This is a genomic window from Spirosoma migulaei (assembly GCF_054776855.1).
In genome coordinates, this window is record NZ_BAAHBG010000036.1 from 1 (window position 1) to 25,607 (window position 25,607).

The window sequence follows — 25,607 nt, forward strand, 5'->3', positions numbered from 1 at the left end:
CATATTGGCTTCGGCCAGAAAGACCACGCCGGGAAAATGATCGTCTACATGTTTTCGAAGCGTTTTCAGAAAGGCATGGGTTTCGGGCAGATTTTCGCCATTGGTACCCTCGCGTTCAAACAGATATGGAACGGCGTCAAGCCGAAACCCATCCACACCAAGCTCGCACCAGTAGTCGATCATCCTGACTACTTCTTCCTGGACCAGTGGGTTGTCGTAATTCAGATCAGGCTGGTGATGGAAAAAGCGGTGCCAGTAATACTGCTGAGCCTCATGATCCCAGGTCCAGTTAGATTTCTCGAAATCCTGAAAAATAATCCGAACATCTTTGTATTGGGTTGGGTCGTCGGTCCAGACATAATAATCCCGTTCGGGTGATCCTTTGGGTGCTCTTCGGGCACGTTGAAACCAGGGGTGCTGATCGGAAGAGTGGTTAATAACTAGCTCCGTAATGATTTTCAGGTTACGCTGGTGGGCTTCTTCGAGCAGGGTTTTAAACTGTTCGATATCCCCATATGACTTATTTATGGTGTAATAATCCGCAATATCATAGCCATCGTCGCGCAGGGGTGACGGATAGAACGGCAGCAGCCAGATGGCCGTTATGCCTAACTCCTGCAAGTAGTCTAACTTTTCAAGCAGACCCTGAAAATCACCGATTCCGTCACCGTTACCGTCGCGGAACGCTTTGATGTGTAATTCGTAAATGATGGCGTCTTTATACCAAAAGAGGTTATCGGATAGGTCCAGATTATTTTTTGACATAGTGAAATACGAGTAAGGTATAGTAGTTGGCTGCTGCATTTGCGTAGCATGAACCAGCGTTTCCGGCTGAACCACTGACTTGAAATGACTGGCTGCAAGTTGACACGTCAGCCTAAGAATGGGCTTACAATCTGCTTAGAAAATGCTTAGAGGTATATAGTACAGGCTTTTAATCTGAAATAAAGTCTTGCTGTTATCCTGTAGAAAACCCAATCAATTCTTAGTTGAAAAGGGGGAATTTAGTTACGGCCCCCAAGGTCAAAGATCGCTGTCGCGATACCCTGAGTAAAAGCGGATAGTGATAAAGTACGAATTCGAGAGAGGATTTATTTCACACAAATCGCCTTTACCATTGTAATATGAGTAGCCAATCAGGTCTAATTTAGATGAATAATTATGTGCCAGCATATGAAAAGGAATGAATATCAATAGCTTCATTTAACCATATAAAAACAAAAAGCTAGAGCCAGTCGTATTAAAATGGGATATTTGGGTTAACCTTCAGATTATGTTAAAAATGTGAATAATAGAACGTTCTGTATTTACGCATTAGATGATGATAAAGATGACAGAATTCTAATCGAAGAAGCGTTAAAAGCGTATTCAGATTGTGAGGTGACCTTCTTTGAAGACGGTAAAAAATTATTAGCTAAGCTTTTTGCTAGCCCAGAAGAGAATTTACCAACCCTGATCATGTTGGATCTGGATATGCCCCGAATCAATGGATATGAAGTACTCCAACTTCTTCGAACAACTCCCACTTTTCATTCTATTCCGGTTCTTGTTTTAAGCGGTAGTGAGGACGAAAAGACAGTTTTTGCCAGCTATCAATTAGGGGCTAACTCCTTTATTAGTAAGCCCAGTACGTTTGCCCAATTAGATCGGTTGTTTAAGGTAATCTGCGAGTATTGGATAAAAACGGTTCTTACCCCCTCGACATCCCTAATTTCCACCTAGATAAAACGTGAATACTCCCATAAATATCCTTTGAGTGGAAAAGAGCTACTATTTAAAAATGGAGTTGATGAAAATCCAGTATGCTGAAACGGTATGATTGTCCTATATTATGGAAATGTTATTGTATGCTGTTGGCGTAAAAAGGCGTAGTTAAACTTCAACTTCAAATAAATTGTGATTGATCGTTGGAAGTACTACAACTGACACCAGGTAGTGGCAATGTACAAGAGCGCTATTCAAGAACTTAACTAAAGTCTAGTTGCACTTTGTAAAATTACAAAAGCGTTTATTTGTTAATCGCAATATTTCACTTATGGTCAATTGATGGAATAATGTCGTGATTCGGTAATAGGCCTATAGAAATACCCAATCAGGGGCAGAAACTAGTTACATAAAAAGGGCTTTTCAGGTTACTTTCGTAACTGTTTGGTTTCTAGCCAAATTGGCAAAAAAAGCACATAATTTTTAAACCCAGTCTAGAACTTCCTTTGTGGGCTAAGTTTCCTACTTAGTATGTAGTAGATCCTGGCTGAATAGTGCCGTAACAAACGAAAATTTGGTTCTAAATATTGTGAACCAGTTGTAGATTTCTACCTTTGTGAAATCCTAAGTTGATTGATGTGGAAGCGTACCGCCAAAAAATAGAACAGTATGGAGTTGTTATGGAAAGTATGGGCTTAACACCAGTGGCAGCTCGTATTTTTGTTTATTTATTATTTAGCCAGCTTGAACAAGCGACATTTGAAGCACTTATCAGCTACTTCTCAGTCAGTAAAAGCGCCGTATCTGTAGCGTTAAAAATGCTTTCATCGGTGAATATGGTAGACTCAAAAACCGTTGGGGGTCAGCGTAAACGCTATTTTAGGGTGAATTTCGAGAAAATGTTGGATCAACAAGAAATGACTGCCCGCTTTCAAATCTATTCGACCATGTTAGACGATGTCCGTAAAAGCCGTAGTCGCGATGATGAGTTTGCCAATGAGCTATTAAACGTATCAAGTTTTTATAAAATGATGATAGTTGAGTTTCCGATCATTTTTGAGCGGTGGAAACGTTTAACCACGCTTGACAATCAAACGACTTAAAATTTGGCCATTTGGTTCTTTTAGTTTCGAACTAAAAGAACCAAATTAAACATTTTCTTTTTCGATATCATCCCAACATGATCAACGAATACTATGAAGATCGCAATTCTAACTCTAGGTACCCGTGGTGATGTGCAACCCTACGCCGTACTGGGGCAAGCTCTCCAAGAACGAGGTCACCAGGTAACCCTGTCTGCCCCTAAAAATTTTGAATCACTAGTGAAGTCTTACAAGCTGGACTTTGCGCCGGTGGAAGCTGACTTTCAAGCATTACTTGATTCCGAAGAAGGCAAAAAGTTGATGAAAAATCCGTTGTTGGCTCAGCGAAACGTTGCACCGGTGATTCACTCTATGATCCGAGATGCCCTGACTACATTTTATCAGGTGTCAAAAGCAAATGATAAGGTTCTATTTCATGGAAAAACGTTAGCGGGGTATTTCGCCGATCAGTTTCCGAAGAAGATGATACAGGCTAATGTGGTACCCGCCTTTGAGGCTACTGGTTCGTTTGTCAATCCAGTATTTAGTGGCCTGCACCTACCGAAGATGCTTAACCGACTCAGTTATAAGCTGACCGAGTGGAGTTATAAAATGATGGATAAACCCATTCGAGAATTTCGGCAAGCCAATGGGCTATCATCCGATGCAAAAAACTATCCCGGCTTACCATCGATCTACGGAATTAGCCGACACCTACTCGCTCAACCAGTGGATTATCCACAGAAAAGCCAGTTCACGGGGTTTTGGTACGGAAATTCGCCGGGAGACTTGTCGGTGGAAGTAAAGGAATTTATCCGTAAGGGAAAGCCTCCTTTGCTTTTGACGTTTGGAAGCATGCCAATAAAGACCGCTCTAAACGTTCAACAGGCAGTGCTGGCCGCTACCCAGCAGCTGGGGATTCGGTTTCTAATTGTAAAGGGTTGGGGTTTTGAAAATACGGCCGATCTGAAGGGGCAGGGAGCCATCAAAGTTATCGAGTCCGCTCCCTATGAAAAGTTGATGCCACTGGTAAAAGCAGTTATCCACCACGGGGGAATCGGTACATCGGCGGAATGTTTGCGAGCCGGAAAACCATTTTGGGCTTGTCCAGTATTATATCCCCTGGGCGATCAGCATTTTTGGGCGCAGGCAGCCTATCAGAAAGGCTGTGCGCTGAAACCGTTACCGCTTAAAAATTTGACAGAAGTTGAATTTTTGTACCAAACAGAAGCGCTTTTAACAACTCAAAAGCTGTATACTAATTGCCAGGATATGGCGTCGCTCTTGCAATCCGAGAACGGCTTGTTAAATGCAGTTCAGGTAATTGAAAGCAACACCCAGCTATAGTAGAGCGTTTTACATGCATATGGCCAACCATTAGAACCCCTCTCGAATTGCGGTTAACCGCCCAATTGGATGCATACGATTTGAATTAGAACAAAACACTCGGATCAGTCAGTCCACTTCTACCCTTCTAAGGAGTTTCTAAGAATTGCTTAAGCCCCCTCTAAGTCGTTGATTCGTCATTTGTTAGTCTACACTGAGCGTTCAGTAGCGCATCAACACCATGAAAACGTTTAATTCCTCGTTTAATCGATTACTTATTGTTTCTTATCGCCTACCCTTTTCGATACAACAAACGGATGAAGGGTCCAAACTCGAGCAAAATTCAGGGGGACTCGTTTCGGCTGTGCTATCAATGGCTGAACAAATGGGTCAGAATCAGCAAAAATCACCCACCAAAATCCACTGGGTTGGGCACGGCGATTCGTCCCTTCAACAACTCGACTCCTCTGCCCTGGAAAATGATACGTTTGTGGCGCATCCGGTTTTTATGGATGAGGCTGTGCATAAAGGCTTTTATGAAGGATTTAGCAATGATTTGATCTGGCCTTTATTTCATTATTTCCCCTCCTATGCCTCCTTTAAAGAACACGATTTTGATTGTTATAGGCAGGCCAATACGCGTTTTCTGGAGGAACTAACGACCCTGATCGAACCCGGCGACTTAGTCTGGATTCACGATTTTCAGTTGATGTTACTGCCCGATCTACTCCGGCAGGCTATGCCGGATACGTCGATTGGCTACTTCTTTCATATTCCTTTCCCCACTTACGAGATCATAAAACTGTTACCCCGGACATGGCGGCAAGCACTCATTCAGGGTGTCCTGGGGGCCGATGTCGTTGGGTTTCACACCACCGATTATGCTCAGCATTTTTTGCAGAGTGTAGCGGAAGTACTGGACTTACCCATTATTGGGCAGCGCGTCGTTTTACCCGACCGCTCGATTCGTGTCAGAGATTTTCCCATCAGCATTGATTTTAATAAATTCAATTCAAGCGGCCAGGATGCCGAGGTTTTCGCGATCCAGCAGCATTACATGAATCTGCTCCGGCACAACAAGATCATCTTTTCGGTTGACCGGCTCGATTATACCAAAGGCATTACATCCCGATTACAGGGGTACGAACGATTTTTGATCCAGAACCCGGATTGGCATGATCAGGTGACCTTCGTGATGACGGTCGTGCCATCGCGGGATAAGATTGGCCAGTACCAGGAGCTTAAACGAGAGATTGAAGAGACAGTTGGGCGCATCAACGGCCTGTTTGGCACCATCGGCTGGCGACCAATCGTATATTCCTACCGGTCGCTGACCTTTACAGAGCTACTGGCCTTGTACACCGCCTGCGATATTGCCCTGATTACGCCCATTCGCGATGGCATGAATCTGGTTTGCAAGGAATTTGTTGCGAGTCGACACGACCTCAAAGGCGTGTTGATTTTAAGTGAATTAGCCGGGGCAGCTCGGGAACTACGTGATGCCATCATCATCAATCCAACCGACACGCAGGAAGTGGCCGATGCGATTAAACAGGCATTGCTCATGCCAGCGGCCGAACAGGAAAAACGTTTAGGGCACATGCGAAAGCACCTGCAAAATCACAATGTTTTCCGGTGGAGCCATGACTTTCTTACTGCCATTAACGATATGATAACCACCCCAACCGATTTAGAAACCGATTTGCCCATTCAGCCCTTCATGACCGCCTTTAGCGGCGCAAGTAAGCGACTACTCTTAGTTGATTTCGACGGAACTCTGGCCCCTATTGTGAATGACCCCGCCGATGCCCGGCCTTCCGAATCCTTACAAAGAATACTTATCCAGTTAGCCGAAAGCAGTGACGTAGTGGTCATTAGTGGTCGTAATCGGTCGTTTCTGGAAACGACCTTTACCCGTATTCCCGTTCATCTGGTAGCCGAGCACGGGGCTTTTCTAAAAAAACCGGATCAGCCCTGGCAGCGTCTCGACTTATCGACGGATGACTGGGTTGATCCGGTTCGGGTAACCATGCACCAATTTGTTGATCGTTTTCCGGGTTCATTTGTCGAGGGTAAAGAAACGGCCATTGCCTGGCATTATCGAATGGCCGAGAGCGAGGAGGTAGAAGGGCAGGCTATTGACCTGGCTACCCAGCTCCGGCGAGTGGCATCCTCCATCCCCCTAACCGTTATTCAGGGCAACAAAGTGGTGGAAGTGAAACCCGCTCAACACAGCAAAGGGACGGTAGCCCAAACGATTGCCGAGCAAAAGCCCTATGACTTTATTATCAGCATTGGCGACGATACGACCGACGAAGACATGTTTAGGCAGTTGCCCAACTGGGCCTATACCCTGAAAGTGGGTTCGGGCGTATCGTTTGCCCGGTATCGACTAGCCCGGCAACAGGACGTAGAAGCGCTGTTACAACGAATGAATGATGTCTTGATTGAAGCCTGATTCCTTACCTACCGTACATCAAAAAAAGCCAGTGTTTCGTTAGACTGGCTTTTACGTTGACTGATCGGTATGTTGCCTGACTCCTTGTGGATGACCAGTTAACTAGTTTATCTGTTACTGGAGACTTCCTCTTTTTTAACAGTGTCTTCGGCTCTTTCAGCTTGATTTTCTTTTTCCTTTAACTGTCGGAGTAAATGTTCGTAATAAGGCGGTAATTTATCCGTATTGGACGATTTAACGCCATACCAGGCACTGGTCAAATAACTTAGCACGCCTAGTACAAGAATTATACTGACAATAATAAAAAACGTCATCATCCTGGTTCGGGTTTATGGTGGAGCGCGCGGGCTTACGTTTTCATGACCATTGACCCGCCCTAATCAGTGAGAACGTGGGCGTTGGGGCCAATGGCATGAAAAAGCGCCTAAGCACGCTTAATTCTGGCAACCTATAGTCGAGTGATAAGGAGGAACTTAACGAAACCTTAGAATTTGATTAGAACCGTAAACAATAGGCTGGTTATGTGCTTACTTACCTATGAACATGGTTCACTTTTCATTGAAATAAGCCGACTTATAACCAAGCAAAATACCTTTAGCTTTACTACGCATGAAACTACTGGTCGTTGAAGACGAACCCAAAACGTTGCAGGCAATCCAGCAGGGACTGGAAGAAAGCCAGTTCGAAGTCGACATCGCCTACGACGGGCTGATTGCCAAACGGCTGGCGCTGAAAAATAACTATGCCGCCATTATTACTGATTTGATTTTACCCGGTTTGAATGGGTATGAACTCTGCCGACAGTTACGGGCCGAGGGGTTAACCACCCCCATTCTGATGCTGACCGCCTTAGGCGAAACCGACGATAAAATTTCGGGCTTCGATGCCGGAGCCGATCAATACCTGACCAAACCCTTTCAGTTTGCCGAACTGCTGGCCCGAGTACGCGCCCTTACCAAGCGGGGTACGCAGGTGTCGCTGACCGCCCAAACCCTGCGGTATGGCGGGATTGAAATGAATCTGGATGCCAAAACCGTCACGCGCGACGAGCAACCGATTGAGCTAACCGCCCGCGAATTTGCCTTGCTGGAATTTCTGATGCGCAATCAGGGCCGCGTGTTGTCGAAACCGGCTATTGCCGAACATGTCTGGGATTTGAATTTCGATACAGGCACCAACGTCGTGGAAGTCTACATTAATTACCTCCGTAAAAAGATTGATCGAAACTTCCCGACCAAGCTGATCCATACCCATTTCGGGATGGGGTATATGTTTAAAGAAGAATGACAATTCGCAAACGGCTCACTTTACGCTTTACAAGCCTGGTATCCAGCATATTGCTGCTGGCGTTTGTGAGTATCTATGCCTTCTGCTGGTATTTCATTTCCTCCGACTTTTACCGGCGACTCGACCGAAAAGCCAATACAACAGGTGATATGCTCATCCGCCACCGGCTGGACGCTAAACTCATTCAGCAATTAGGTCGAATCCGAAAAGATCAGTTACCGAACCAGAAAATCATGGTATTCGATGGCCGGGATTCGCTCATTTTCCTTACCAATGAAAGTCTACACGTAACGATACCGACATCCATTTTGGCTGATATTCGGCAGACGAAACAAAAGGACTTTCAACAGGATGGGTACTATCTGTCGGGCACCCGATTCATGACGGCTTCGGGGCAGTATGTGGTCATTGCCAGCGCCGAAAACACCTACGGGGATGAATTTTTACGGCGTCTTCTGTGGGCTTTGACGGGTTTATTTGTCCTGATTGCCGGTATGACGGCCTTCTCAGGCTGGTTTTTTGCGGGCGATGCCTTGCAACCCATGCAGCAGATTGACCAGATTGTCAGTGATATATTTCCGCGGAATCGGGATGAACGTCTGGTCGTTACTAAAGACGAGGATGAAATCAGTCGATTGTCGGCCACGATTAACCGATTGCTGGACCGGGTAGCGGAGTCCTTTCGGTTGCAGCGGATGTTTGTGGCCAACGTATCCCACGAACTAAAAAACCCACTCACGCAAATCAGCTCGCAACTGGAAGTCAGTTTGTTAAATCAGCGGGAACCAGACGCTTACCGGCAAACGATTCGGTCCGTCCTAGATGACGTAGGCGACCTGGCGGCTCTCACCCACGAATTACTGCAACTCTCCCAGGTCAACCAGGAAGATGCCATTGGCCTACTCACCGATACGGTGCGGATGGACGAAATCGTATGGGATATCCGCGACCAGGTGGCGGCCATCAATCCCCGTTATAAGGTAAATATAGAACTGGGTGCGTTGCCCGATGATCCAGACCAGCTTGCTGTTCAGGGCAATAAAACCTTACTGGCCACGGCGCTAAAAAACCTGACGGAAAATGCCTGCAAATTTTCTGACAACGGCCAGGCGCGGATCCACGTAAATTTTGACCCCGCCAGTCTGAACATTAGTATTCAGAATACCGGCCAGTCTATTCCAACCGCCGACCTGCCCTATATTTTTGAACCCTTCTATCGAAGCCGGCAAACGGCCGATGTGCGCGGCTACGGTGTCGGCTTATCGCTCGTTGAGCGGATCATTCGCCTGCATCAAGGGCAGATTAGCGTTAGCTCTATGCCTGGCCAGCCGACGATATTTACGATCAAGTTGCCCCGGTAAGTACGTCTTTTCTAAGCAGATTCTAAGGAGTTTATCAGTGAATCTTAAGTCGCGAAAGTCACCTTTGGTTGTTTAGAATCCCACCCAATTGTGTGTAAACATACCTGTACGATGACTGATAAAACCATAATTCACCCCTATACGCCTTTTTTCCCCCCCGGCCCTGTGAGCCCAGATGCCGTCCGAAAAAAAACAACAAATCCCCTCGGTGAGAAACCACCTCGCCAACCGGATTGGTTACTCATCTGGGTAAGTATCTTATTCTTACTCACTATACTTATTGCCTGGCTGGTAGACATTCCCAGCATCCTATGATAAGTGGCGGGAACAGTCTTGATGATCCAACGGCTACTCAACCAGCAGCTTAATGCGCTTACTTTTCGTTCGACTCTGGAGCCACTTTTCTATGCGCTGACGTTCTGAAGCCGTATGCCTGCGGGAGAACTTGGCGTACACCAGCATGACCGTATCGGGTCGGTTACTATTCCGACTCATGACCAATGACTGGGCAGCCGTAAAGGTTTGTACATCAGGCATGAGCGTTTTAAGTTCATTTCGCAGATCAGCTACCGACAGACGGGTAGATTGGGTGAGGTCGATATACCGCCGTAATGAATCAATGATGTGATCTTTGCGGGCAATAGACGACTGACTGTATTTAATAACCTGATCGGTGACCGTGTTTTTAAGCGCATCGACATCGATTTCAGCATCCTTGAAACTGCCCTGTTTGACAATGAGTTGCGCATCGGCCAGGCCATATGGGGGCATTTTGGCCCGAAGCAGATTGATGGAATCTTTCGGAAATGGCTCCCCAACTAGCGTGAGTTCCAGTGTACTTTGATGCCGATTGTAGCGGGCAGTATAACTGACCAGTTGCCGATACTCAAAATTACATTCGTTGGTAACAAATCGTTTGGCGTTCTGCTCGAAAATGGTTTTACGAACAATCTGATACCCAAGGTAGCTGCTCGGTACCACGACAATCAGTACCGCGACCCAGATCGTGTTCCGTACCCGACGTTCTATGTCAGGCGCAGGATATTCTTTCTGGTGGTAACCCAGAAACCGGACAATTAGAAACGTGGCTAAACTAATGCAAACGCTATTGATGAGAAACAGGTAAAACGCACCCGCAAAGTAATACAGATTACCCGACGCCAGTCCATAACCCGCCGTGCAAATAGGGGGCATCAGCGCCGTTGCAATGGCCACGCCTGGAACCACATTGGTAATTTTATCTCGACGAGAACCGGCCACAATGCCTGCCAGACCGCCAAAAAAGGCAATGAACGCATCCCAGACGGTGGGCGATGTTCGGGCCAGGAGTTCCGATTGAGCAATGTGGAGCGGGCTGATTAAAAAGTAAACCGTAGAGGTGAGCAGACTGATAAAAACGGCAATACTTAAATTCTTCAGCGCCTGCTGAATCATGGTTAGATCATTAATACCAATGCCCAGGCCGATTCCCATAATTGGGCCCATCAGCGGTGAGATCAGCATAGCCCCGATGATGACAGCTGTAGAATTAACATTCAGCCCGATAGAAGCAATTAAAATGGCAAAAATCAGCGTCCACAGATTAATACCCCGGAACTCAATACCCCGACTAATGGATTGAATAATGGCCGCTTCGTCCTCTTTATCTTCTTCCAGGCTAAATCGTTCCCGAATAAACCCACCGAAGCGAGCCAGCATATCAGGACGTTTGGTTCGAGGTAAATTAGGGTCGTTTACAATCATAACAGGTCAGGAAATTACGGTTGTATCTCTGGCGATACGTTTTTTCAAATGAAATTTAGTGCAATCTTGTGTAATTCTTCTCTCCAATGGACTTATTTACCCTCATTACCCTCCTCATTGTCATCTCTGCCCTCTTTGCTTATCTTAATACGCGATGGCTCAAATTGCCCGATGCCATTGGCATTATGGTGCTCTCGCTGGGCTTTTCGGTTTTGCTGCTGGGCTTGAACGCCATTCATCCCGCCTGGTTAACGTTGATTCGACAAACGGTGGCAGATATTGATTTTGGGCGTGTATTATTCGATGTCATGCTTAGTTTTCTGCTCTTTGCCGGAGCCTTTCATACCGACGCGGCCCAATTACGAATCGAAAAGCGGTCTGTAATGCTATTTGCACTGGTCGGCGTACTCCTCAGCACTGCCTTGGTTGGATCAGGACTTTATTTTATAGCCGGTTGGTTCGGATTTACCTTGTCTTATCCACTTTGCTTACTATTTGGGGCGCTCATTTCACCCACTGATCCCATTGCCGTACTGGGAATACTGGCCAAATTCAAGTTGCCCGAATCGGTAAAACTGAATATTGTAGGTGAATCGCTATTCAATGATGGGGTTGGCGTGGTCGTGTTTGCCTCCATTTACCGCATCGTTGTGAATGGGGCCGATAGTATCAGTGGAGGTGATATTGGGCTCTTATTTTTAGAAGAAGCGGGTGGAGGGATCTTGTTTGGCCTGGCACTCGGCTATGCTATGTTCTGGCTCCTTCGCTCTATTAATCACTACCAAACGGAAGTAATTATCACCTTAGCAGGCGTCATGGGGGGCTACCTGCTGGCTCAGAAGCTGCATATTTCCGGGCCGCTGGCCATGGTGGTGGCCGGTTTGTTTGTCGGTGATCAGGCCAGAGAGGAAGCCATGAGTCACAAGACCGAAGAGTACATTGACAAGTTTTGGGAATTGCTCGACAGCATTTTGAACGCCCTGCTCTTTGTATTGATTGGCCTCGAATTATTGCTGATTGATTTCCAGACAGGCTACTGGCTCATCTGTGGCGTCATGATTCTGGTGGTTGTGCTGGCGCGATTTATCTCCATCTGGCTCCCATTTCGGCTGGCCAGACACTGGCTTGGCCTCGACGACAACGCCCCACTTATGCTAACCTGGGGCGGTTTGCGGGGAGGGCTTTCCATAGCCATGGCGCTTTCGATTCCCAATGCCTTGCCACATAAAGACCTGCTGGTAACCATTACCTACGCCGTGGTTCTATTTTCCGTCATTGGTCAGGGGTTAACCATGGAGCGGCTCATTCGGCGACTATATCCACCTGAAAAATCAAAGTAGATTCTGAAGTCGTTGGCATTCTAGTCGACTTCAATTGCTTTGCCAATCTCTTTTGGCCCCGTGGTAGGTTGCGCCATCGTTTCGCGCATAAACCCGGCTTTCAGGTGCTCATAGAACGATACCGGATCAACCAGCGACGCGGCCCCCTGCGCCATCAGTCCACCCAACAGTAATTGAAAAATAGCCGAATGCCGATCGGTCATTTCCAGTACCAGAATAGCCGCTGTAAACGGGGAGCGAACGACCCCCGTCAGAAAGCTTACCATACTCACCAGAATGACCAGATTCGTATCACTGGGCGTTACCCGGATCAGTCGGGCCAGCCCATTACCCATAATGGCTCCGGCGCTTAATGAGGTGGCAAAAACGCCACCTGCTGCCCCGCTGCTGTAACTGAGCGCCATACCCGCGAACCGTACTGGAAACAGATACCAGGGCGTCAGGTGATCGTTCTGAAACAGGAGCCGGTTAATAATAGGCTTCCCCGTACCAACAGCATCGGTGCCGACCAGATAGGCCAATCCAGCTAGTACCATCCCGCAGGCTGCTACCCACACAGCCTGCTCCCGACTGGTACGAAACCGGCGACGGTAGGCATTGATCCATAATAACGCTTTGGCAAACACGGCACCCGCTAAACCAGAAATCATGGCCACTAGCACTACTACGCACAAAAACCAGCCGGTCGAAACCGTCACTTTCGGAAAACCCAGGTATAAATAAGGTCCCAGAATCGCCTGTGCGGTCATACCAGCAATAATCACCGCCGTAAAAACAGCGGTGCGAAAACGAGTGATGTGCGTTTGGGTTAATTCTTCCACCACGAAGACGATTCCACCCAGTGGCGTATTAAAGGCAGCGGCCAGCCCAGCGGCTCCGCCCGTAACGAGTGCAATTTGTCGGGACAGTTGCGGCCAACCCGCCGGTTGCAGTCGATTGATGGCCCGAAAAATGGCGGCCGAAATCTGAATAGTCGGCCCTTCCCGTCCAATCACGCCACCCCCAATCAGCAGTACGACACTACTAAGAACTTTCACAATGGCTACCCGCATACTGAGCAGATAAGCCGTGTGGTGATGGGTCCTGGGATTTGACAGTTCAATATCTGCCATCACCTGCGGAATACCGCTACCCCGTGCCGCCGGAGCCAGTTTTGCCACCACCAGCCACGCAAGCAGGAAGGCCAACGGGGTGGTTACAAACACAAGCATCGGGTGCGTTTGAATCCAGGTAAAACTGGTTTTTTCCGCCCAGACAAACAGTTCTTCGTAACCAACAGCAACAAGACCAGTCAGCAGAGAAGCTACCCAAAACGGCAGGCTTTGAAGAATAACTCGGCGCACACGCTCGGTGTATATCCGCTTGATAATGTGCTGATCAAGCCAGGCCAGTACCTGTGCGTATCGGGAAGGTCTATTCGCCATGCCGTAAAAAGTGGGGTTGAGTTGTACTGATAACGCCTGTTATTCGCAGATGATTAGGCGAAGCGCAAAGTCTAAGCAAATTCTAAGAAGTCTCTAATTCCTTTATAACCAGCGGGGATCACCTTTGTCTCATTCGCCAATACGCCAACAAATTATTATCCGTATGGAAACAACTTCACAAACGTCGACACCGCTGACCGCTATTCTGGCCATGCTACTCACCCTTGGTGTGGTTGGTGGCCTGTATTTGGATAAAACCCGAACCCTGGTTGACCGCTTTGATCAGGAAGAACGGCGGGCCGATTCGCTCCTGTCGGTCAAATTTCAGCTCGAAGGCGATGTTCGCAGCCTGACGAGTCAACTGGAAACGGCCACTAGTGAGAACGAATCGCTAGGTAAACGCATCAGTGCCTTACATGGCCAATTGTACAAACGGGATGCCCTGGAGAGACAACTTCGTCAGCAAAACAGGTTGCGTACAGGCACCATTTATGGCCTTCATCATAATCTGGATTCAATGACAACCATTCGTGATAGTTTAGAAAACCAGCTAGCTGCCATGAATGATAAAATCAGTTGGCTAACTGATTCGAATGGGCTACTATTCAAAGAGGCAAAAGAGCTACAACAAAAAATAAATGATCTGAATACGACCTTACAAACAAAGGTTCCTCGCTCGGCCATTACAGGCGATGAGTTTATGGTTGAATCCACCAAGGGAAATCATAAAGAAACCGCGAAAGCAAAAAAGGTCAATACAGTAACTATTTCGCTCAATGTACCGCCGGAATTACAACTAGATTCCATTCAGGAAGTATTCGTGAGCCTGACCGACCCTCAGCACAATCCTGTAATGCCACCCTTACGTACCGAAACGGTTGTTCTGGAAACAGTCAATGAAGTTGTACCGGTTCATGCCATTCAACGGGTGATTTTTACTGGAAAACCAACACGAATCTCGATCCGTTTGACGCCTGATAAACCCCTGAAGCCGGGTATATACCGGGCATCGGTTTACACCAAAAACGCCTATTTAGGCTCCGTTGACTTCCGACTTCGGGACAGTTTCTGGTTCTTTTAGTTATCTATACAACATCACTAACTCAACTCGATGGAAACGCTAAACTTCAAAACCAACCTGACTGACAAAAAGGCCATTACTGCCGTAACGCTTCCCCTCAACAATATCGAACAGCTTGACGGCTGGAATGTTGACACCGACTCGCCAGATAACCTGCTGACTGTACAAACTACGGATAATCGAATCGCTGACCTTGTACAAAAAGCGGTTGAGCAGGCAGGCTATTGGGCAGAAACTATCGTCAGATAAGCCGTGAATTAGTTGGCCTATTGAGACTGGTTTACCATTCTGCCCCTACTGATTTACGAGTTGGGTTTTCACGACTGCTCGGTCGTCGAGGTCCTCAGTGGCCGTTTTCAGAGTAATATCTCCTGGTTTTAAGTCGCCAAAAACCTACTCGTACGAATTATTATCCGCCAGACGCTGTCCCACCTGACCGTCGTACGCCAAATCGATTTCGTAGCCTTCGCTCTCCACACCTTTGCGAATGAACGACGCCAGGCTCACTTCATCTTCAACGAGTAATATTTTCATACCTAAAGTACCCATTCTTGGCGGGCCATTTTATCGACTATAAAATGCCTGTTTCCGACCCGACAAAGTACGTTTATTTTACTCACTCAGATAAGTCAGAGCGGTTGACCTTTGTATTTACACCTGCCTGTTGCCCTGCATTTCCGTTCCGTATTCTCCCCTCTCTAAGCCTTTTCTAAGCAGTCTTTAAGCCCCCTCTTAGGTCTGGGTGGTAATTTGTCCCTGACTTCAGAGATGCACTAATCGATCATCTGGTTGAAGGACAAATCCTAAGCAACATGAAAACGCACCTATCAATATTACTTCTCTCGGGACTGGCATGCAGCGTTACTGCCCAGACGCCAACACCCGATGCCAATACATTAATGAGCCTGGGGCGCTTCGACGAAGCTGCCCAAGTCCTGAGTCGAACGGCTCAGCAAAGCCCATCGGATCAAACTATTTTTGACGCTGGCTATGGCTATCTCCGGGCAGGCAAACCTGATTCGGCCCGTGCCTGGTTTTATAAAGGCATTTCGATGGATGAAAAACGGATTCCATTAAACCAAACAGGCTCGGCTCTGACCTACCTCGTACAAAACGATAATGCCAATGCCGATCCTAAACTAGAGGAAGTCATCAGCCGGAGTAAAGGCAAAAACGCCGACATTCTGTTTCGAATTGGGGAAGCCTACACAGGCTATCTAACCCCCGGCGACGGCTCCATTAAGCCCCGCTATCCAAAAGCGGTCAATGCCGCAAAAGCCATTGACTACCTGAACCGGGCCGCCGATCGGGACAAGAAAAACCCAGCCATCCAGTTGGCCCTCGGTGATGCATATTATCTGAACAAAGATGCGGGTACGGCCGTCACCCGCTACGAAAGTGCGCTTGAACTGGGCATGAATCCATCGCGGGTGTACCAACGGATCGGCGATATTTACTGGCAGGGCCGCAACCTGAATCTGGCCGTGGAGAACTATAAGAAAGCCATTGAAGCCAGTGCCAACTACGCCCCTGCGTATAACCAGTTAGCCGAACTGTATTTCCTGGTCAACCGCTACAAAGAAGCCGCCAACTACATCGACCAGTACGTGAACGTATCGAACGATAAGCGTCAGGAGACGCTGTTACGGCAGGCGCAGTTTCATTTTCTGGCTAAAGATTATCAGCGTGCGGTCAATCTGATCGATAGTAATCACACCGCATTAGCCCAGAATCCTATTGTGTACCGAATTGAAGGCTGGGCGTATTCGTCCTTGAAAGAACCGCAAAAAGCCATTCAAAATATTAGTACGTTTCTGGAAAAAGCACCGGAAAAAGCCATGCCTGACGATTATAAATACCTCGGTATGGCCTATATGGGCATTGAAAACCCCGGCAACGATTCCCTGAAAGCAATCAATGACTCCATTGGCGTGACTTATCTGGCTAAAGCTGCCCCCTTCGATACAACCGAGAATCTATATAGCGACATGGCCAAGTATTATTACCGGGCCAAGAAACACCCCGAAGCAGTAGCCGCCCTGGATTCGGCCGCGAAACACAACTTCAAAGCCGATGTACAGGATTTATTCCGCTATGGCATGAGCAATTACACACTTGGCTTTCAACGGGATAGTCTAGGAAAATTAGTACGAGACACGGTACGCTTCGCCCTGGCAGATTCAGCCCTGGCATTAGCCCAAAAAGCCTCACCCGACTACGCCCCAACGGTATTATATCGGGCCAAGGCCAATTATTACGCCTATACGCCCGAAGTGGCCGTTCGTAATGGAAAAGCGAAGCCCTACTTCGAGCAGTTTATTAGTATGGTTTCAGATAAGGAAGATGAACAGAATCGCTACAAAAAAGACCTGTTGCTGGCCTTCAAGTATATGATTTCCTACAATGAGCTGGTTACGAAAGACGATACTGCCCGAAATGAATGGCTGAAGAAAGGATTGGCGCTCTTTCCACAAAACAAGGACTTAGCCAAGATTGCGGCTCCTGAAACCGACAGTCAGTAAACGTATTACTTTTTCATTGTTGAACATGCCCGATTCGAACCGCTACTGGAGCCTAGATCTCTGGTAGCGGTTTTGTGTTCAGCCAATCAATTTAATTAAAGTAAATTAATGACTTCAGCAGTGACTCGACTTTCGGCTACCATCGCTTTCGTAAATGGCAGGCTCCCTTTTGGCACCATCAAATAAAGTTGGCCTCCCCGTACTGTCGCCATCTGACTCAGCAATTTTAGTTTCGATACGATGGAGGTTACCTGGTCTGTTTTAATCATTACTTCAAAGTACGATTTCTGCTCGAATTGTTTGCCGGTTACATCAGGTATGAATGATTCTCCGTCCTGTTGGCGACCATAGCTGATTGGCTTCTCATACCCCTCAATATTAGCGCGTATATCGCTGAAACCCCGTGCGTTGGCCCAGTCTGCAGCTCGCTGGATATAGGTTTGTTTTTCGTTCATAATGGACTAATTAATTTGGTGAACTAATAAGCGTAGCCTTATAAGCCAATAGCGCTAAGGCCCGGATCGTCTCGACCGTACTGCCAGAATACCTGGCCTGCTCGTTGCGCTATATCGGTATCTGGCCGAATAGACAGCACTGGTAAATAGGCATTATGAATAATTTGCTGGGTGAATGAGCCAATGAAAAAATTAGCCGTGGTGGTGACTAATCCAGCTGTAATGATCAACAAATCAGCGTTTAATTCATTGGCTTTGTCCAGAACGGTTTCCGCCATAAAGTCTGTTTGACTAAAAACCGTTTGGCTACCTACTCCATCCTGAGCCAGCTTTGTATTCAGCACAATGATTTCCTCCTGCAACTGGCGAATACTAATTACCTCCTCAGGTGCCGAAAGCGCTAAGACCGTTAGTTCAGCCGTGTTTTTTTGAATTAACTGACGGGCAAATTCGTATTTATCCAAAGCCCCTGGCACAGGGCGTACCGGAAATAGGATACGCTTAAAATTAGCCCATTTTTGGTGACCGGGAACAGTAAGTACGGGACAGACGGCTTCCTGGATAACCTGGTAAGCTTCTGAATTTAGCCGAAAGGCCTCTGCATCAGCTCCACTTTGCGTGCCCATGACAATTAAGCTCGCCTGGACTTGGCTGGCAATCGCAACGATCTCAGCCGGAATTACCCCGACTCGGCAACTACCGGTACAATTAATCTGCTGCTCTTGAGCCGTTACGGTGGCCAGCATCTGGATCATATCAGTTCCTTCCCGAATAAGATGTTCACTCGGCAGGTTTGTTCCCTGTTCATCAGAAGCATCCGTCCGAGCTATATCTTTATTAAGTACATAAAGAAGATGCAGCTGGGTTTGTTGCCTATGACTTAGGGTTATAGCAACCGATAAGGCATTAAGTGAGCACTCCGTAAAATCTATGGGAACAAGTATGCTGTCAAGGGCTTCCATACAGTAAGGGGCAACATCTTTCCGGTCAGAAAGACGATCAAACGAAAGATACTCAATAGTGTTAAGGAAAGATTAAGCAATCCTTAGAAATTGCTTAGAATCAATTTCTTGCACCTCTGTGAATTGGTACTCATCACCTCGTAGCCATCGGATTATCCAGTAACCTAGTTAACACCCAGTCGCCAACGTGCTCACCCTGTCTAGTGCCTTCTTCAACCCCATCCCGGTAATGAATACCCCCATACACACGACTGACAGAAGCCTCCTGGTAGGCCGCTTCAACAGAGGGAAAAGACCGAACCCCATGTCCATATGGATGCTCCGTTGAATCTGTAAACGCAACAGTGGGGCCTACCAATTTGGCAATAACTCGACCCGCAGCTGCCGAAATATCGCTGTGCCCACTCACATACTCAGGAAAAGCAGGTGTCTCCAGAAAAGGTCGCCAGTTGGGATCGATATTAGCATTGATGACGGTTTCGGGCCGAATCCTGACGCTGGTATACTTCTCATCCCAACAGGCAATAAAGGCATCATACATGGCAATGGATGCCAGCGAATACAATTGGGCCGCCTGAATCATGCTGAATTTCTGCTGTTTGGCCAGCGAAGTGGCAATGGCCAGCCAATGGCCGGGGGGCGTCATTTTTTTACTGGCAAACATCACATGCCCCGCTACGTTGGTCACAAAGCCATTATCGTCCCAGAAATAGGCAATGGCCTGCTCGTTTTTATCCTGTCGTTTGCCGATGGCATATACTTCCTGCGTTAATTTCCAGAAGGGACTTTTCGGATTCAAGTCGTATTTAGCTGGTGGTGGGCAGCGAAACTGCCGGGCCGAATCCAGTGTAAACAACCGAACCGTATTCCATTGGGGTTCGCAGGCATCGGCATAAGCCGGTGGCGTGGGCACCCAGGTACCGGGTTTATTGGTAACACTATAGCGAAACCCACGTGTTTCCTTATAGTGGTCTTTTCCGGCATAGGCTAATATGTGTTTAGCCACTTCTTCCCCGTATTGCATCGAGCGATCATATACATCGCCCGGCACAGGCAGTGCTTCTAATTTGGGCGTGAATTCTTTATCGAACGTATCCCACAAATCTGCCGAAAACGTTAAGGCACGGGCAACGGTTAGAAAGGCTTTCAGGCCTGCTAAAGGGAAACAATAGGCCTCTCCCGGCTTGGGAGTTGGGCCGGGAGTTGACCCATTGAGCTTACCCAACAGTGAGGGATAACCCGTATAACCAGGTCGGAGAGCTTCGTAGGTTGCCAGATAGGTATAGCCATAAATCCGGCTGGCGACGGGTGGCTTGAAAATATCATGGATGATAATATCCGTCAACGTTTTGGAACAGTCATACAACAGTTGAGGATTGGCGGCCTGAGCATTGTATTGCTCAGGGGTAGCATTTGGCTGGCAACTGCTTAAGGCGAGAGTCAGCCACAGGACATTACGAATTGATAGATGTTTCATGGAAAAATAGCCAATGTGGATTTTGGACGTATTGCTGGATACGCCCAATGTGAACTAACAAGACAATCCAGACCCGACCGGGTATTGCACCAGTTAGGAAAAGCTCATCAAAACAGAAAAAGAAAGCGGCTATTGTTCGGGCGGGGGCGTCGTATGAGAAAGGTCAGCGCCATAGGTTGACGCTTGCACATCGGCGTAATCAGCACAAGCCAGCCCAGGCAGTAGGCTTGGCAGTTCCAGTCGATAAGCCGTAGGAGACAGGTACGTTTTCAGTCGCGCTTTGAGCAGTTTAAGCAGCTTGCTTAGGGGCGATTTAGTGGGCGTTTGCTCATCGCTGTTCGGCTGCCACTGCCCGGCCAGTTCAACAAAGTGCTCCTTGGCATTTTGGTTGGTCTTGAGCAGGGTATACAGTGTATCATTGGCATACTCCTGATGAACGATGTTGTAGAACTCATCGCCATCCTGTACCAAACCTTCCTGGCCGTCTGGATTTTGCCAGGCCGATGTATAGGGTAATGAAATAGGTAGTTTAACAACTTTCCATTCGTCTTTGGCCGAAACCTGAGTTGCCGATTCGTATGACTCCTCAAACGTAAGTACAGCCAGGGGCAGCCCGATCAGATGATAAAGCAACAGTACTAAAAATCCGATGGCTGGTAGCGACTTCACGAATCAAGACATTGATCTCCCAAAGGTCGGGATTTCAAATGGCACTCACAAAATAGAACCTATAACTTAACAAAGAATCAGGTCGTGATATGACTAAGGTCAGGCTTTCTCATTCTGCGTTTCAAGTGGTCATTTCACTAGGTTCATGCCATAGAGGATATTGTGTTTTTACAGGTTGAATCCTGCCGATTAGAGTGACTCTAAGCAAATTCTAATAATTTTCTAAGCTGGCCTTTACATGGTCAACCGTATTTGCCAGGGTGGTAAAGTCAACTAGCTGTTATTCAGATAGCGACTTAGCGAACTAATCATCCTGTTTTCAGACCCTACTTCCTTATGCAATCTTATTTAGGCATACTTGCCCTACTTAGTACGATTATACTGGCCTCCTGCTCGGCTCACAGCGAGAAAAAGCAGGAGTCGGCGCCAACGCTTCCGGTCATTCAGTTGACTCCCCAGGATGCCACCCTCGACCACGACTACGCCAGCAACCTGGAAGCCGTGCAGAATGTGGAAGTTCGCGCCAGAGTAGCAGGCTATCTGGATAAGATTCTGGTCGACGAAGGAAAGCCCGTCCACAAAGGACAGCTGCTGTTTCAGCTCAACCCAACCGAATATCAGGTGGAAGTGGATCGGGCACAGTCCAGTCTGGAAAGTGCTACTGCCCAGGCCGAATCGGCTGAAGTGGAAATGGGCCGGGTGAAACTGCTGGTGGATAAAAACGTGATTTCACCCTCCGAACTTAAGCTGGCCAGATCGAAACTGGAAACTGCCCGGGCAGGTATCAATGGAGCCCGATCCGCCCTCAACAAGGCCCGGTTTCATGTCTCACTGACCAGCATTCGGGCACCCTTCGATGGGGTTATTAATCGAATACCCTTTAAACGGGGTAGTCTGATCGAAGAAGGGGCTCTCCTCACTTCCATTTCCGATCTTCAGCAGATGTACGCGTATTTTAACGTATCGGAGAAAGAGTACCTGTCTTTCATCAAAAAACGGCTTGACCCCGAAAAAACGACTGTTCGGGAAGTCGAATTGCTGCTGGCCGATGATTCGCCCTACCCCTACAAAGGCAAAATTGAAACCACCGAAACGGTCTTCGAAGGTAATTCTGGTACCATTGCCTTCCGGGCTACCTTCCCTAATCCCAAACGCCTGCTCCGGCACGGGGCTACGGGCAAAATTCGCCTGACCACCGACGTAGATGATGCCGTCCTCGTTCCCCAGCGAGCCGTCTTTGAGGTGCAGGACAAAAACTTCGTGTATGTCGTTGACGCTACCAATAAAGTCCGATCCCGAAATTTTGTTCCCAGCAGCCGGGTCGATCAGTTCTACATCGTTCAATCGGGCCTGAAGCCTGGCGATCGCATTGTCTATGAGGGAATTCAGAGCCTCAAAGATGGGATGCACATTATCCCAAAATCACTTCCTGCCAAAAGTTTACAGGCCCTGTATGCGTCGGCCCGCTAATGAACGATTTGTAACGACTCCCCCATCCCTATGTTTACTATATTCATAAAAAGGCCTTTACTCTCCACCGCCATTTCGGTCCTGATTGTGCTAATGGGTGTGCTGGCCCTAACGGGTCTGCCCGTTACGCAGTTCCCCGACATTGTGCCCCCATCGGTCACCGTAACCACCAGATACACCGGAGCCAGTGCCGATGTCTGCGTTAAAGCCGTCGCTACCCCACTTGAACGGGCCATCAACGGGGTGCCCAATATGTCTTATATGACCTCCATTTCGGGCAATGATGGCACCACCCTGATTACCGTTTTCTTTAAAGTCGGTACGGACCCCGATCTGGCGGCTGTTAACGTACAAAACCGGGTGACGACCGTCATGGACGAGCTGCCCGAAGAAGTCATCAAGGCCGGGGTCGTTACCGAAAAAGAGGTAAACAGTATGCTGCTGTACCTCAATATTGTCAGCGACGATCCAAAAGTGGATGAAAAATTCATCTACAATTTCGCCGACATCAACGTACTGGCCGAACTGAAACGGATCGATGGGGTGGGTTTTGCCGCCATTATGGGCAGCCGGGATTACTCCATGCGGGTTTGGCTCAAACCCGACCGCATGACGGCCTATGACGTATCGCCCGACGAAGTGATTGCCGGTATTCGCAAGCAGAATGTCGAAGCCGCTCCCGGTAAAGCAGGTGAAAGTGCCGACCAGGACCCTCAAACGCTTCAATATGTACTGCGCTACACGGGTAAGTTTTTTGAACCGGCTCAGTACGAAAACCTTATCCTGCGCACCAACGCCGACGGCTCTCCCCTGCGGCTGAAAGATGTGGCCGATGTGGAATTTGGCTCGCTGGATTATGGCGTACTCTCCAAAAACGACGGACGGCCATCGGCGGCCATCATGCTCAAACAGCGGCCCGGCTCCAACGCCAGCGACGTGATTGCCAACGTCAAAACACGAATGGCGGAACTCAAAGAAAGCTCGTTTCCAACGGGCATGACCTACAATTACGCCTACGACGTCTCGCGGTTTCTGGATGCCTCTATTCACGAAGTGGTTCGCACGTTGATCGAAGCCTTTGTGCTGGTGTTCATTATTGTGTTCCTGTTTTTGCAGGACTGGCGCTCCACGCTGATCTGCGCGTTGGCCGTGCCGGTGGCCCTGATCGGTACGTTCGCTTTTATGAGCCTGATTGGTTTCTCCATCAACCTGCTCACCCTGTTTGCGTTGGTGCTGGCCATCGGGATTGTGGTCGATAACGCCATTGTGGTCGTGGAGGCTGTTCACGCTAAAATGGAGGAGTCCCACCTGACGCCCCGAGCCGCTACCTTTTCGGCCATGAGCGATATTGCCGGGGCCATCGTGGCCATTACCCTGGTGATGTCGGCGGTATTTATTCCGGTCGCCTTTATGTCGGGGCCGGTGGGCATTTTCTACCGACAATTCTCGCTCACGCTGGCCATTGCTATTGTCATCTCCGGCGTCAATGCGCTGACCTTGACGCCCGCCCTGTGTGCGATTCTGCTCCGCCCCGTACACGGCGGGCAGAAAGGGGTGCTGGGCCGCTTCTTCGCTAAATTCAACCGGGGCTACGAATCGCTGGCGGGCAGGTATCAGGGATTACTGAGTCGGATGGCCAACCGGGGCGTCATTACCTGGGGGCTGTTATTGCTGTTTATCGTGGCCACCTGGGGCATCAGCACCGTTCTGCCGGGCGGGTTTATTCCGACCGAAGATCAGGGCATGATTTACGTCAACGTGACCACTCCCGCCGGGGCCACTGTCGACCGAACCGAGAAAGTCATGGATGCCATTGAAGCCGTAGCGGCTGAGCAGGAATCGGTCGAGAACGTATCGACGCTGGCGGGCTATAGCCTGCTGACCGACGGGGCGGGGGCGTCCTATGGCATGGGCATGATTAACCTCAAGCCCTGGGAGGAGCGCCACCAGTCGATGCAGGAACTGATTGCAACGCTGGAAGAAAAAACCAAAGGCATCACCGATGCGACGATTCAGTTTTTCCCCCCTCCCACCGTACCCGGCTTTGGGAATTCGAGTGGTTTTGAACTACGCATGCTGGATCGGGGCCGCAGTGGTGATCTGAACCAAACGGCTAAGGCCGCGCAGGATTTCATTGCGGCCCTGAAAAAACGGCCCGAAATTAGCGATGCCTTTACCAGCTTCGACCCAAATTTCCCCCAGTATCTGCTGCATGTCGATCAGGAGAAAGCGTCCCAGAAAGGCGTTTCCATCGACAATGCCATGAGTACGCTGCAAACGATGATGGGCAGTTATTATGCCTCCAACTTCATCCGCTTCGGGCAGATGTACAAAGTGATGGTGCAAGCGGCCCCTCGTTACCGAACCAAACCCGAAGATGTACTGAACATGCGGGTCAAGAACGATCAGGGCGAAATGGTGCCCTATGCCAACTTCGTTACCCTGGAACGCGTTTACGGCCCCGAGCAGCTGACTCGCTACAACATGTACACCTCGGCCATGATCAATGGCGATGCCGCCCCGGGCTACAGCAGCGGTGACGCGATCCGGGCCGTTCAGGAAGTGGCCGCTCAGACCCTTCCCAAAGGCTACGCCTACGAGTGGTCGGGCATGTCGCGGGAGGAGGTAGAGTCAGGGAATCAGGCGATTTATATTTTCGCGATCTGTTTAGTGTTCGTGTATATCCTGCTGATGGCGCAGTACGAAAGTGTGTTTTTGCCGCTTTCCGTTCTGCTGTCGCTGCCTACGGGCATATTCGGGTCCTTTTTCTTTCTCTATCTGCTGGGCCTTCAGAACAACATCTACGCGCAGGTAGCGCTGGTGATGCTCATTGGCCTGCTGGGTAAAAACGCCATTCTGATCGTTGAGTTTGCCAGCCAGCGGCAGAAGGAAGGTTTACCCATTCTAAAAGCAGCCGTGGAGGGTGCGGTTTCCCGGCTGCGCCCGATCCTGATGACCTCCTTCGCCTTTATCGCGGGCCTGATTCCGCTCTGCCTGGCAACGGGCGCTGGCGCCCTAGGCAACCGATCCATCGGAACGGCAGCGGCTGGGGGTATGCTCACCGGTACGCTGTTTGGGCTGGTCATTGTACCCGGTCTGTATGTGTTCTTCGCCAAACTTGCTGAACGCTTTCAATCCAAGCCGCCAGTCGATGACGAACCGCAGGACCACTACACCCAGGAGACTGAAATCGGCATTATTGAACTATCCACCCAAACGCACGTCAATGGAACCATCATTAAATAA

Annotated in this window: 21 protein-coding genes; 13 read left to right on the forward strand and 8 right to left on the reverse strand. The window is 48.6% G+C overall.

Annotated elements, in window-relative coordinates; all coding sequences use genetic code 11:
* The coding region (locus ACYVGO_RS32425) for an alpha-amylase family glycosyl hydrolase (protein WP_460972889.1) at window positions 1-765 on the reverse strand (765 nt) is incomplete at its 3' end.
* Window positions 766-1,284: 519 nt separating this feature from the next.
* On the opposite strand from ACYVGO_RS32425, the gene ACYVGO_RS32430 reads away from it, so the two are divergent.
* The 7 genes from ACYVGO_RS32430 to ACYVGO_RS32460 all read left to right on the forward strand — a co-directional run bounded on the left by ACYVGO_RS32430 (window position 1,285) and on the right by ACYVGO_RS32460 (window position 9,533).
* Window positions 1,285-1,722 (forward strand): response regulator, encoded by a 438-nt coding sequence (locus tag ACYVGO_RS32430; RefSeq protein ID WP_460972890.1) that lies wholly within the window; start codon window positions 1,285-1,287, stop codon window positions 1,720-1,722.
* A 620-nt stretch (window positions 1,723-2,342) separates the two neighbouring features.
* Complete coding sequence (locus tag ACYVGO_RS32435) at window positions 2,343-2,807, forward strand: GbsR/MarR family transcriptional regulator (RefSeq protein WP_460972891.1); 465 nt, start codon at window positions 2,343-2,345, stop codon at window positions 2,805-2,807.
* Between the two features lie 93 nt (window positions 2,808-2,900).
* Window positions 2,901-4,133: a glycosyltransferase gene (locus ACYVGO_RS32440; RefSeq protein WP_460972892.1), complete on the forward strand. Its 1,233-nt coding sequence runs from the start codon at window positions 2,901-2,903 to the stop codon at window positions 4,131-4,133.
* Window positions 4,134-4,353: 220 nt separating this feature from the next.
* Window positions 4,354-6,570, forward strand: coding sequence for a bifunctional alpha,alpha-trehalose-phosphate synthase (UDP-forming)/trehalose-phosphatase (locus ACYVGO_RS32445; RefSeq protein WP_460972893.1), 2,217 nt, complete (start codon window positions 4,354-4,356; stop codon window positions 6,568-6,570).
* A gap of 609 nt (window positions 6,571-7,179) precedes the next feature.
* The gene (locus tag ACYVGO_RS32450; protein WP_460972895.1) at window positions 7,180-7,857 is read left to right on the forward strand and encodes a response regulator transcription factor; all 678 of its coding nucleotides are present in this window, start codon (window positions 7,180-7,182) and stop codon (window positions 7,855-7,857) included.
* Window positions 7,854-9,218 (forward strand): sensor histidine kinase, encoded by a 1,365-nt coding sequence (locus tag ACYVGO_RS32455; RefSeq protein WP_460972896.1) that lies wholly within the window; start codon window positions 7,854-7,856, stop codon window positions 9,216-9,218. Before ACYVGO_RS32450 ends, ACYVGO_RS32455 begins: the two co-directional genes overlap by 4 nt.
* Before the next feature lie 111 nt (window positions 9,219-9,329).
* Window positions 9,330-9,533, forward strand: coding sequence for a hypothetical protein (locus ACYVGO_RS32460; RefSeq protein WP_460972897.1), 204 nt, complete (start codon window positions 9,330-9,332; stop codon window positions 9,531-9,533).
* A gap of 33 nt (window positions 9,534-9,566) precedes the next feature.
* On the opposite strand, the gene ACYVGO_RS32465 is transcribed toward ACYVGO_RS32460, so the two are convergent.
* Window positions 9,567-10,961, reverse strand: a complete 1,395-nt coding sequence (locus tag ACYVGO_RS32465; RefSeq protein ID WP_460972898.1) for a DUF389 domain-containing protein — start codon at window positions 10,959-10,961, stop codon at window positions 9,567-9,569.
* An 86-nt stretch (window positions 10,962-11,047) separates the two neighbouring features.
* On the opposite strand from ACYVGO_RS32465, the gene ACYVGO_RS32470 reads away from it, so the two are divergent.
* Window positions 11,048-12,301 carry a cation:proton antiporter gene (locus tag ACYVGO_RS32470; protein ID WP_460972899.1) on the forward strand — a complete coding sequence of 418 codons (1,254 nt, stop codon included), beginning with the start codon at window positions 11,048-11,050 and terminating at the stop codon, window positions 12,299-12,301.
* A 20-nt stretch (window positions 12,302-12,321) separates the two neighbouring features.
* Here the strand turns inward: ACYVGO_RS32470 and ACYVGO_RS32475 are convergent, their stop codons facing one another.
* Window positions 12,322-13,725, reverse strand: coding sequence for a chloride channel protein (locus ACYVGO_RS32475; protein ID WP_460972900.1), 1,404 nt, complete (start codon window positions 13,723-13,725; stop codon window positions 12,322-12,324).
* A gap of 163 nt (window positions 13,726-13,888) precedes the next feature.
* On the opposite strand from ACYVGO_RS32475, the gene ACYVGO_RS32480 reads away from it, so the two are divergent.
* Both ACYVGO_RS32480 and ACYVGO_RS32485 read left to right on the forward strand, forming a co-directional pair.
* Window positions 13,889-14,806 (forward strand): hypothetical protein, encoded by a 918-nt coding sequence (locus ACYVGO_RS32480; protein ID WP_460972901.1) that lies wholly within the window; start codon window positions 13,889-13,891, stop codon window positions 14,804-14,806.
* A 30-nt stretch (window positions 14,807-14,836) separates the two neighbouring features.
* Entirely contained in the window at window positions 14,837-15,055 is a 219-nt protein-coding gene (locus tag ACYVGO_RS32485; RefSeq protein ID WP_460972902.1) for a copper chaperone, read from the forward strand.
* Window positions 15,056-15,199: 144 nt separating this feature from the next.
* Here the strand turns inward: ACYVGO_RS32485 and ACYVGO_RS32490 are convergent, their stop codons facing one another.
* Entirely contained in the window at window positions 15,200-15,340 is a 141-nt protein-coding gene (locus ACYVGO_RS32490) for a response regulator (protein ID WP_460972903.1), read from the reverse strand.
* Between the two features lie 278 nt (window positions 15,341-15,618).
* On the opposite strand from ACYVGO_RS32490, the gene ACYVGO_RS32495 reads away from it, so the two are divergent.
* Complete coding sequence (locus ACYVGO_RS32495) at window positions 15,619-17,328, forward strand: tetratricopeptide repeat protein (RefSeq protein WP_460972904.1); 1,710 nt, start codon at window positions 15,619-15,621, stop codon at window positions 17,326-17,328.
* Window positions 17,329-17,423: 95 nt separating this feature from the next.
* On the opposite strand, the gene ACYVGO_RS32500 is transcribed toward ACYVGO_RS32495, so the two are convergent.
* The 4 genes from ACYVGO_RS32500 to ACYVGO_RS32515 form a co-directional block, all read right to left on the reverse strand.
* Window positions 17,424-17,783 carry a hypothetical protein gene (locus tag ACYVGO_RS32500; protein WP_460972905.1) on the reverse strand — a complete coding sequence of 120 codons (360 nt, stop codon included), beginning with the start codon at window positions 17,781-17,783 and terminating at the stop codon, window positions 17,424-17,426.
* A gap of 38 nt (window positions 17,784-17,821) precedes the next feature.
* Window positions 17,822-18,745: a universal stress protein gene (locus ACYVGO_RS32505; protein ID WP_460972906.1), complete on the reverse strand. Its 924-nt coding sequence runs from the start codon at window positions 18,743-18,745 to the stop codon at window positions 17,822-17,824.
* Between the two features lie 133 nt (window positions 18,746-18,878).
* Entirely contained in the window at window positions 18,879-20,222 is a 1,344-nt protein-coding gene (locus tag ACYVGO_RS32510) for a vanadium-dependent haloperoxidase (RefSeq protein WP_460972907.1), read from the reverse strand.
* Between the two features lie 129 nt (window positions 20,223-20,351).
* Entirely contained in the window at window positions 20,352-20,891 is a 540-nt protein-coding gene (locus ACYVGO_RS32515; RefSeq protein WP_460972908.1) for a hypothetical protein, read from the reverse strand.
* Window positions 20,892-21,227: 336 nt separating this feature from the next.
* On the opposite strand from ACYVGO_RS32515, the gene ACYVGO_RS32520 reads away from it, so the two are divergent.
* Complete coding sequence (locus ACYVGO_RS32520; protein ID WP_460972909.1) at window positions 21,228-22,361, forward strand: efflux RND transporter periplasmic adaptor subunit; 1,134 nt, start codon at window positions 21,228-21,230, stop codon at window positions 22,359-22,361.
* A 30-nt stretch (window positions 22,362-22,391) separates the two neighbouring features.
* The gene (locus ACYVGO_RS32525) at window positions 22,392-25,607 is read left to right on the forward strand and encodes an efflux RND transporter permease subunit (RefSeq protein WP_460972910.1); all 3,216 of its coding nucleotides are present in this window, start codon (window positions 22,392-22,394) and stop codon (window positions 25,605-25,607) included.

Coding starts and splice junctions, on each gene's coding strand:
- ACYVGO_RS32440 (WP_460972892.1), top strand. CDS start 2,901: ATGAAGATCGCAATTCTAACTCTAGGTACCCGTGGTGATGTGCAACCC.
- ACYVGO_RS32445 (WP_460972893.1), top strand. CDS start 4,354: ATGAAAACGTTTAATTCCTCGTTTAATCGATTACTTATTGTTTCTTAT.
- ACYVGO_RS32450 (WP_460972895.1), top strand. CDS start 7,180: ATGAAACTACTGGTCGTTGAAGACGAACCCAAAACGTTGCAGGCAATC.
- ACYVGO_RS32455 (WP_460972896.1), top strand. CDS start 7,854: ATGACAATTCGCAAACGGCTCACTTTACGCTTTACAAGCCTGGTATCC.
- ACYVGO_RS32460 (WP_460972897.1), top strand. CDS start 9,330: ATGACTGATAAAACCATAATTCACCCCTATACGCCTTTTTTCCCCCCC.
- ACYVGO_RS32465 (WP_460972898.1), bottom strand. CDS start 10,961: ATGATTGTAAACGACCCTAATTTACCTCGAACCAAACGTCCTGATATG.
- ACYVGO_RS32470 (WP_460972899.1), top strand. CDS start 11,048: ATGGACTTATTTACCCTCATTACCCTCCTCATTGTCATCTCTGCCCTC.
- ACYVGO_RS32475 (WP_460972900.1), bottom strand. CDS start 13,725: ATGGCGAATAGACCTTCCCGATACGCACAGGTACTGGCCTGGCTTGAT.
- ACYVGO_RS32480 (WP_460972901.1), top strand. CDS start 13,889: ATGGAAACAACTTCACAAACGTCGACACCGCTGACCGCTATTCTGGCC.
- ACYVGO_RS32485 (WP_460972902.1), top strand. CDS start 14,837: ATGGAAACGCTAAACTTCAAAACCAACCTGACTGACAAAAAGGCCATT.
- ACYVGO_RS32490 (WP_460972903.1), bottom strand. CDS start 15,340: ATGAAAATATTACTCGTTGAAGATGAAGTGAGCCTGGCGTCGTTCATT.
- ACYVGO_RS32495 (WP_460972904.1), top strand. CDS start 15,619: ATGAAAACGCACCTATCAATATTACTTCTCTCGGGACTGGCATGCAGC.
- ACYVGO_RS32500 (WP_460972905.1), bottom strand. CDS start 17,783: ATGAACGAAAAACAAACCTATATCCAGCGAGCTGCAGACTGGGCCAAC.
- ACYVGO_RS32505 (WP_460972906.1), bottom strand. CDS start 18,745: ATGGAAGCCCTTGACAGCATACTTGTTCCCATAGATTTTACGGAGTGC.
- ACYVGO_RS32510 (WP_460972907.1), bottom strand. CDS start 20,222: ATGAAACATCTATCAATTCGTAATGTCCTGTGGCTGACTCTCGCCTTA.
- ACYVGO_RS32520 (WP_460972909.1), top strand. CDS start 21,228: ATGCAATCTTATTTAGGCATACTTGCCCTACTTAGTACGATTATACTG.
- ACYVGO_RS32525 (WP_460972910.1), top strand. CDS start 22,392: ATGTTTACTATATTCATAAAAAGGCCTTTACTCTCCACCGCCATTTCG.